We start from the raw sequence: 7,650 nt of genomic DNA, 5'->3' as shown, positions 1-7,650 counted from the left end.
CCGTTCGTTCGGCGACCGTCCGGCCCGCTCCTTCGGCGACCGCCCGTCCTTCGGTGACCGCGACCGCGGCAACAGCAGCAGCCGTCCGTTCGCCCGCCGCGACGACCACCGCTCCGGCGGCCGTCCGCAGGGCTTCGGCCGCGACGACCGCGGTGGCCGTTCCTTCGGCGACCGCGACCGCGGTGAGCGCGGCGGCTTCAACCGCGACGACCGCAAGCCGCGCTGGAAGAACTGACGCCTCACGCGCCCCGGTACGGGCCCGCTCCACTTCGGTGGGGCGGGCCCGTCCGCGTTCCCGGGCGGCCGGGCGCGGTGTTGTTCTCGGAATGAGAATAATCGGTGGCGGGCTCCCCGGGGCGGCGCGTAGCGTCACCGCCATGAGTCGAATGCACCAGGTGGCGGTCGAGAACGAGGAGATCGCCGAGCGGGGGAACTACCGGACGCGGGCCGGTGCGGTGGTGGAGATCGGGCCGGTCCTGGCCGCGGCCCGGGCCGGCACGGTCTCGTACGGGCCGGACGAGCCGGCGGGCCCCGGGGCGGGGCCGTTCACGGGGCCGGTCGAGGTCACGGCCGAGGGCAGCATCCAGGCCGGCGCACGGCTGGTCGCGGCGGGCGGCGAGCACGTCGCGGTGCTGAACTTCGCCTCGGCGCGGAACCCGGGCGGCGGCTACCTGCGCGGCGCCAAGGCCCAGGAGGAGGACCTCTGCCGCAGCGCGCTGCTCTACCGGTGCCTGCTGGAGGCCCCGGACTACTACGAGGCGCACCGGGCCTCCGGTGACCTGCGGTACAGCCACCGGGTGATCTGGTCGCCCCACGTGCCGGTGGTCCGCGGGCCGGGCGGGCTGCTCGCCGAGCCCTACGCGCTGTCCTTCCTGACCTCGCCCGCGCCCAACGCGGGCCAGCTGGCGCTGCGCTCCGGCGGCCGGCCGGTGGACGTGGCCGGGGTGCTCGCCGAGCGGGCCGTCCGGGTGCTCGCCGCGGCGGCCCGGCACGGCGTCCGCGAGCTGGTGCTGGGGGCCTGGGGCTGCGGGGTGTTCCGCAACGACCCGGCGGTGGTGGCGGACGCCTTCGCCGCCGCCCTGGCGACCCACGGCGCCGCCTTCGACCGGGTGGTTTTCGCGGTCTGGGACCGCTCACCGGTGTCGGCGAACCGGGCGGCCTTCGAGGCGCGCTTCCCGGCGGCCTGAGCGGCCCCCGGGCCGACCCGCGGCCGGGCGGGGGCGCCTGCCGGCCCCGCGGGGCCTTCGGGTCAGCTGCTGCGGCGGGTGGCCAGGGCCGAGGCGGTGGCCACCACGGCGGTCACCGCGAGGACGGAGGGCCAGGCGCCGATCTTCTTCGCCAGCGGGTGCGAGCCGCCGAACGCCGCCACGTAGAGCCCGGTCAGCGCCGCCGCGGTGGCCGGGCCGGCCTGGCGGTTCCACTGGACGGCCGCGGTGGCACCGGCGGCGGCGAGCACCGCCCCGCCGAGCTCCCGGCGCCCGCTCCACCGGGCGGTGCCGTACCCGCCGATCAGACCGGCCGCCGCCACCGCCGTGCTCGGGACACCCGCCATTGCCGTACTCCTCGCTCCGGGGACTCTCCTGCGACCCTAACCCGCCGGGCCCGGTGCCCCGGGGCGGGGCACGGCACCGGGCGGGCACCGGTGCGGCCGAAATCCCGCCCGCAGGCGGCCGAGTTGATCCATACTCGCGCCCGTGACCACTGCCACCGGGACCACCGCCGTCGAGGACGAGGCCGAACTGCGGGTCGGCCCGCTGGAGCTCTTCTTCGACCTCGTCTTCGTCTTCACCATCACCCAGCTGACCGCCAGCCTGGTGCACCACCTGACCCCGGGCGGGCTGGTGCGGGTGCTGGTGATGCTCGCCGTGATCTGGTGGATGTACGACGCGTTCATCTGGCTCACCAACGCGATGCCGCCGTCGACGCACCCGCGCCGGGCCTTCCTGCTGCTCGGCATGACGGGCTTCCTGATCGTCTCGCTCGCCGTGCCGCACGCCTTCGACGGCAGCGGGGCCGCGTTCGGCTGGGCGTACCTGCTGGTGATCGCCGTGCACACCGGGATGTTCGCGGCGGCCGGGGTGGCCCGCGGGTCGGTGCTGCGGATGGGCGGACTGAACCTGGTCATCGCCGTCCTGGTGGTGGTCGGCGGCTACCTGGAGGGTTCCGTCCAACTCGCCCTGTGGACGGCCTCGCTGGCGTTGCAGATCGCCAACCCGTACCTGGTCGACCTGCCGCAGTTCCACCTGCGGGCGGACCACTTCGTGGAGCGGCACGGGCTGGTGGTGATCGTGGCCTTCGGCGAGTCGGTGGTCGCGCTGGGCGCCGGCGCCGCGGGCCACGAGGAGCTCACCGCCGGGCCGGTGGGTGCGGCGGTCTGCGCGCTCGCGGTCTGCATCGGCCTGTGGTGGGCCTACTTCGGCCACGACGACGACGAGCGGACGGTCGCCGTGATGGCGGTGCTGGACGACGCCCGGCGCAACCGCGTGGCGATCCGCGTCCACAACCTCGGCCACTACGCGCTGCTGCTCGCGGTGATCCTCTTCGCGGCGGGCGCCGAGTCGGCCGTCGCGCACCCGGCGGCGGTGCTCTCCACCGCCCGGGCCGCGGTGCTGGCCGCCGGTCCGGCGCTGTTCCTGGTCGCCAACGCCGGGATCCGCCGCACCTTCGGCCTGCACCCGCTGCTGCCCCGGCTGGTGGCGGCCGCCCTGGTCGCGGCGACCGTCCCGCTCGGCACCGGGAGGTCGGCGCTCGTCCAGCTCGGGGCGATCGCCGTCCTGATGGCCGCGGCCTTCGCCTGGGAGGAGCGGCACCGGCCCGCCCGCGGCTGAGCCGGTGCCGCGCACCGCAGGCCCGGGCCCTCAGACCAACTTGGCGCGAAGGGCCGCCAGTTCCTCCGCGGTGACACCGTGGGCGAGCAGGTAGCCCTCGATCGAGCCGTGCAGCTCGCGCATCCGGGCGAGCGCCGCGAGTAGGCTGTCCGCCTCCACCGGGTGCGAGAGCTGCTCCTCGCCGTTCTCGTCCAGGTAGGGCACCGGCCCCTTGTCCAGGCCGAGGTGCACGTTCGAGCGCAGGAAGTCCTCGACGATCTCCTCCTCGGACAGCCCGGCCAGGTGGTGCACCACGGCGACGGTCAGACCGGTGCGGTCCTTGCCGACGGCGCAGTGGACGACCGCGGGCGTCCCGTCCGGTGCGGCCAGCCGGCGGACGGTGCCGGCGATCGCGGCCCCGCCGGTCTCGGCCATGAAGAGGTAGACCGGGAGCGACCCGGACGGCCACTCGACGCCCGTCTCCGAGCGGTCCGGCAGCAGCGGCAGGTGGTGGTCCAGGTAGTCCAGGCCGTGCCGCTCGTCCGGCCAGCGGCTGCGCTCGGTCGACGTGCGCAGGTCGACGACGACCCGGATGCCGAGCGCCTCCAGCGCCCGGGCGCCCTGCGGGGTCAGCAGGGCGAGGGTGCCGGAGCGGAACAGCACGCCGGGGCGGACGGTGCCCACCCCGGCGTCCCGGAAGTTCGGCACGTCCGGGACGGTGCCGTGCGGCCGGGACCGCTGGTAGTCGAGGCGTGCTGGGATGTCGGCGACCGCCCCGGACGTCGCACCGGTGGTGACGGTGGAGGCGGTGGCGGTAACAGCGGCGTCGGTGTCGACGGCGTCGTCGAACTCGCTCTCGGTCATGGGGCCAACGGTAGGCCGCCCGGCCCGCCGGGCGGGCCCGATCGCGAAACCCGTGCCGCCGCGCCGCTCACCGCCCGCCGGCGATGTCCAGGAAGGCCCCGGTGCTGTACGAGGAGGCGGGCGACAGCAGGAAGAGGATGCTCTCGGCGACCTCCTCCGGCTGCCCGCCGCGGCCCATCGGGAGCCCCGGCGCGACCCGGTCGACCCGGCCGGGCTCGCCGCCCAGCGCGTGGATGCCGGTGTGGATCAGACCGGGGCGCACCGCGTTGACCCGGATGCCCTCGCCGGCGACCTCCAGGGCCAGGCCGCGGGTCATCGAGTCCAGCGCGCCCTTGGAGGCCGCGTAGTCCACGTACTCGTTGGGCGAGCCCAGCCTGGACGCGGCCGAGGACACGTTGACGATCGCCCCGCCGCGGCCGCCGTAGCGGGTGGACATCCGGCGGACGGCCTCCCCCGCGCACAGGAACGGCCCGGTGATGTTGGCCGCCCAGATCCGGGCCAGCCGGTCCTCGTCCAGCTCGTCGAGGCGGCACTGCTTCTCCAGCGTGCCGGCGTTGTTCACCAGGCCGGTCAGCGTGCCGAGGCGCTCGTCGACCGTCTCGAACAGCCGCCTCGCCCCGTCGGCCCGGCTCACGTCCGCCCGGACGGCGATCGCGGTGCCGCCCGCGGCGCGGATGCCGTCCACCACGGCCTGCGCCGAGACGCCGTCGTTGAGGTAGTTGATGCAGACGCGGTGGCCGCGGGCCGCGGCCAGCCGGGCGGTGGCGGCCCCGATCCCGCGTCCGCCGCCGGTGACCACAAGGACTTCGTCGCTCATGGCCCCGACCGTAGCCGAACCGGCCGTGTCCGAAGGGTGGAAATCCCGGTCGGCCCGCACCCCGGCCCCGCAGGATGGCCGCATGACCGCGCAACCCGCAGCCACCGACGACCGGGCCCACCTGGCCGCCGACGCCACGATCGACCACGACCACCCCGCGATCCGCGCGCTCGCCCGCAGCCTGCGCGGTGCGAGCGCCGAGGAGACCGCGCGCGCCCTGTACCTGCACGTCCGCGACGAGGTGGCGCACTCCTACGACGTGGACCGGTGGAGCGCCGCCGTCCGCGCCTCCGACGTCCTCGCCGCGGGCGACGCCGTCTGCCACGGCAAGTCCCACCTGCTGGTCGCGCTGCTGCGGGCCGAGGGAATCCCGGCCGGCCTGTGCTACCAGCGGCTGGAGGCGCTGCACGCCCTCGCCGCGTACCGGCTGCCCGGGCAGTCGGAGTGGGTCCGGATCGACGCGCGCGGCAACCGGCCGGGCATGGACGCCCGGTTCGCCGTCACCCCGGCCGAGGAGCGGCTCGCCTACCCCGACGTCCCGCTGGAGCCCGGCGTGCACGCCGCCGTACCGCCCGTCCTGGCCGCCGGCCTCGCCCGGGGCGTGCCGGGCGTCGCCTCCTTCGACTACATCCCGACCGCGTTCTAGGACCGTCTTCGAGGGCGCTCGGGCGGTCAACCCCAGGGGCGCGTGGGGGCACCTCCCGGCCGCCAGGCCGGGGGAGAACCGCGCAGTCCGGGGGTGGGGCTCCTGACGAATCCGGCTCACCCCTGGTCCGCACGGTGGCCCGCATCCGACCCGCGCGGTTCCGCCCCCAGCCTTCGGCCGGGAGGTGGCCCCAGCGCCACCGCGGCATCCCGAGCGCCTACGGAGTTGCCTCGCGGAGGGCGGCGATCCTGGGGGCGCGGCTCTTCGGCGAGTCCAGGCCGAAGCCGCGGGCGTCCCCGAGCTCGTCGCGGACGAAGGCCTCCGTGCGGTCGATCACCGCGCGCAGCGCCGCGTCCTCCGGTACGTACAGCCGGTGCACGATCTCCCGCTCCCCGGGGTCGTACTCCCACAGCCCGACGATCCGGCCGCGGTCCACCACGACGTGGGTCTGCGGGTCGGCCTCGGAGCCGAAGGTGCGCCCGGCCCGCCCGCCCGGCAGGGTCCGTCCGGCGTCGGCCGCGTCCAGCAGCCGGGGCAGGTCCCGGTGCAGCAGGTGGATGCCGTCGATCCCGGCGACCAGCGCGTACGAGGGTTCGGCCGGGGGCACGAAGGCCTCGAACTCCGCCGCCAGGGAGGCCGGCAGCAGCAGGTCGGTGCCGGGCAGGGTGACCAGGTCGAGCGGGGCCAGCGCGGCCTTGGCGGTCGCCGCCGTGAACCCGGTGAACCACCTCAGGTGCCGGACGGCCGCCGGCGCGGCCCACGACAGGTACCGCTCGGCGAGCTCCGCGGCGGAGCCCTTCACCGGCTGGTCCCACCGGACGTAGCCGTAACGCTGCTGGTCCAGGCGGCCGTTGACCGGCACCCGGCGGGCCTGGCCGCGGGCCTGCAGCAGCCCCAGCGCCAGCGGCAGCGTGGTCGACACCCCGCGCTTGCGGCCCGCCTCGCCGAGCGGGCGGACGGCCCCGCCCGCCGCTTCGCGGATCGCCGCCGGCTCCAACGGGTCGTCGGGCGACAGGAGATGGCCGAGGGTCAGGCAGAGCTTCTCGATCTCGTCCCGGGTCACGCCCAGGTGCTTCACCGCGGAGGTGATCTCGCTCTCCGGGGCACCCGCGCCGGCGGCCAGGCCGAGTGCGTAGTCCGCCGCAGGCAGGACGTAGGTGCAGCCGCGGGCGGACGGCAGCTCGTGCACCTGCAGGGCGGCCACCGCCGCGTCCACCGCCTCCCGGCCCAGCCCGGCCCGGGCGAACAGGCCCAGGTAGGGGGCGGCGCCGCCCACCGACCGGGCCCAGCCGGCCGCGGTGAGCACCTCGGCCGGGGAGGCGCCCGCGTGCGCCGGTTCGGGGCCGCCCGTCAGCCACTGCCGGTGCGCCCACCAGGCCCTGAGCTTCGCCGCCGGGACCACGCCGTCCATCAGCCCGTTCGCCATGGGCCCAGTATCGGCGCGCCGGAGCACGGGCGGCCGGAGCGACCTACCGACAATTCGGTCGCGCCCGGCGGCGGCCGCACGGCAGACTGCCCGTTCAGCCCCCACCGGTTCTGCCGGCCCCCGACGGACGGAGACGCCCGTGCACGTCCTGCTCGCCGGCATCGTCGGCTCCACCGCGTACGGCCTGGCGCACGCCGGCTCGGACATCGACCGGCTCGGCCTGTTCGCCGCGCCAACCGTCGAGTTCCACGGCCTGCAGCGGCCCGCGGAGTCGCACGTCACCACCGCGCCCGACCGCACCCTGCACGAGGCGGCGAAGTGGTGCCGGCTCGCGCTGAACTGCAACCCCACCGCCTCCGAACTCGCCTGGCTGCCCGAGGACCTGTACGAGGTGCGCACCGCGCTGGGCGAGGAGCTGATCGGCATCCGCCGGTCCTTCCTCAGCGAGCACGCCGTCCGCCGCTCCTACCTCGGCTACGCCACCCAGCAGTTCAGGAAGCTGACGACCCGGGACACCACCGACCCGGCCGCGCGGGCCAGGGCCGCCAAACACGCCCGGCACCTCGTCCGGCTGGTCGAACAGGGCCTCGCCCTGCACGAGACCGGCGAGGTCACCGTGCGGCTCGCCGACCCCGAGCGGGTCCGCGCGCTCGGCGAGCGCTACGCCGAGCGGCCCGAGGAGGCGGCCGGGCTGCTCGCCTCGGCGGAGGCCCGCTTCGACCGGCCCGGTGTGCTGCCGACGGCGCCCGACGAGGCCCCGGCCGAGGCCTGGCTGCGCCGGGTCCGGGCCGTCCACCTGGACCCGGCGGCCTGACGCCCGTCCGCGCATCGGTTCGAGGCGCGGCGCGGCGCACAATCCCCTGGCGGCCCCCCGGGGATCACCGGGTAGGATCGGCCCCGGCGAGCGCTGTACCAGCACGGTCGTGCCCGCCGGCGGGCCGCTAGCTCAATTGGCAGAGCTGCGGACTTTTAATCCGTAGGTTCAGGGTTCGAGCCCCTGGCGGCCCACCGTCCCGGGCCGGGGGGGGCCCCCCGCCCCCCCGGCCGGGCGGGGGGGGTGCGGGGGGGGGGGGTGGGGTGGCCCCCCGCC

Annotated in this window: 8 protein-coding genes, 1 tRNA gene and 1 pseudogene; 6 read left to right on the top strand and 4 right to left on the bottom strand. The window is 76.4% G+C overall.

From position 1 onward, the window contains the following. A pseudogene (locus AB0442_RS15330) lies at positions 1 to 235 on the top strand (RNA helicase); the annotation flags it as partial. Positions 236 to 377: 142 nt separating this feature from the next. Next, the gene (locus tag AB0442_RS15325; protein WP_366163154.1) at positions 378 to 1,187 is read left to right on the top strand and encodes a TIGR02452 family protein; all 810 of its coding nucleotides are present in this window, start codon (positions 378 to 380) and stop codon (positions 1,185 to 1,187) included. A gap of 62 nt (positions 1,188 to 1,249) precedes the next feature. Here AB0442_RS15325 and AB0442_RS15320 read toward each other — a convergent pair whose 3' ends face one another. Then, positions 1,250 to 1,552, bottom strand: coding sequence for a hypothetical protein (locus AB0442_RS15320; protein WP_366163152.1), 303 nt, complete (start codon positions 1,550 to 1,552; stop codon positions 1,250 to 1,252). 142 nt (positions 1,553 to 1,694) lie between these two features. On the opposite strand from AB0442_RS15320, the gene AB0442_RS15315 reads away from it, so the two are divergent. Continuing rightward, on the top strand, positions 1,695 to 2,828 hold the full coding sequence (locus tag AB0442_RS15315; protein ID WP_366163150.1) for a low temperature requirement protein A: 1,134 nt from the start codon (positions 1,695 to 1,697) through the stop codon (positions 2,826 to 2,828). 30 nt (positions 2,829 to 2,858) lie between these two features. Here AB0442_RS15315 and AB0442_RS15310 read toward each other — a convergent pair whose 3' ends face one another. Together AB0442_RS15310 and AB0442_RS15305 are read right to left on the bottom strand one after the other, a co-directional pair. Then, the gene (locus tag AB0442_RS15310) at positions 2,859 to 3,671 is read right to left on the bottom strand and encodes a tyrosine-protein phosphatase (RefSeq protein ID WP_363542786.1); all 813 of its coding nucleotides are present in this window, start codon (positions 3,669 to 3,671) and stop codon (positions 2,859 to 2,861) included. 67 nt (positions 3,672 to 3,738) lie between these two features. Then, positions 3,739 to 4,488 (bottom strand): SDR family oxidoreductase, encoded by a 750-nt coding sequence (locus tag AB0442_RS15305; protein ID WP_366163149.1) that lies wholly within the window; start codon positions 4,486 to 4,488, stop codon positions 3,739 to 3,741. A gap of 82 nt (positions 4,489 to 4,570) precedes the next feature. Between AB0442_RS15305 and AB0442_RS15300 the strand changes: the two genes are divergently transcribed. Then, positions 4,571 to 5,134: a transglutaminase family protein gene (locus AB0442_RS15300; protein WP_366163147.1), complete on the top strand. Its 564-nt coding sequence runs from the start codon at positions 4,571 to 4,573 to the stop codon at positions 5,132 to 5,134. Between the two features lie 217 nt (positions 5,135 to 5,351). Here AB0442_RS15300 and AB0442_RS15295 read toward each other — a convergent pair whose 3' ends face one another. After that, on the bottom strand, positions 5,352 to 6,560 hold the full coding sequence (locus AB0442_RS15295; protein WP_366163146.1) for a crosslink repair DNA glycosylase YcaQ family protein: 1,209 nt from the start codon (positions 6,558 to 6,560) through the stop codon (positions 5,352 to 5,354). 139 nt (positions 6,561 to 6,699) lie between these two features. On the opposite strand from AB0442_RS15295, the gene AB0442_RS15290 reads away from it, so the two are divergent. Next, positions 6,700 to 7,374 carry a nucleotidyltransferase domain-containing protein gene (locus tag AB0442_RS15290; RefSeq protein WP_366163145.1) on the top strand — a complete coding sequence of 225 codons (675 nt, stop codon included), beginning with the start codon at positions 6,700 to 6,702 and terminating at the stop codon, positions 7,372 to 7,374. Positions 7,375 to 7,495: 121 nt separating this feature from the next. After that, positions 7,496 to 7,568, top strand: a tRNA-Lys gene (locus AB0442_RS15285). The last annotated feature ends 82 nt before the right edge of the window (positions 7,569 to 7,650 follow it).

Origin of the sequence: Kitasatospora sp. NPDC085895 (assembly GCF_040702125.1) — a bacterium.
GTDB lineage: Bacteria > Actinomycetota > Actinomycetes > Streptomycetales > Streptomycetaceae > Kitasatospora > Kitasatospora arboriphila.
Note: the sequence above shows the minus strand (reverse complement) of the source record. Positions and strands in the feature narration are given on the sequence as shown.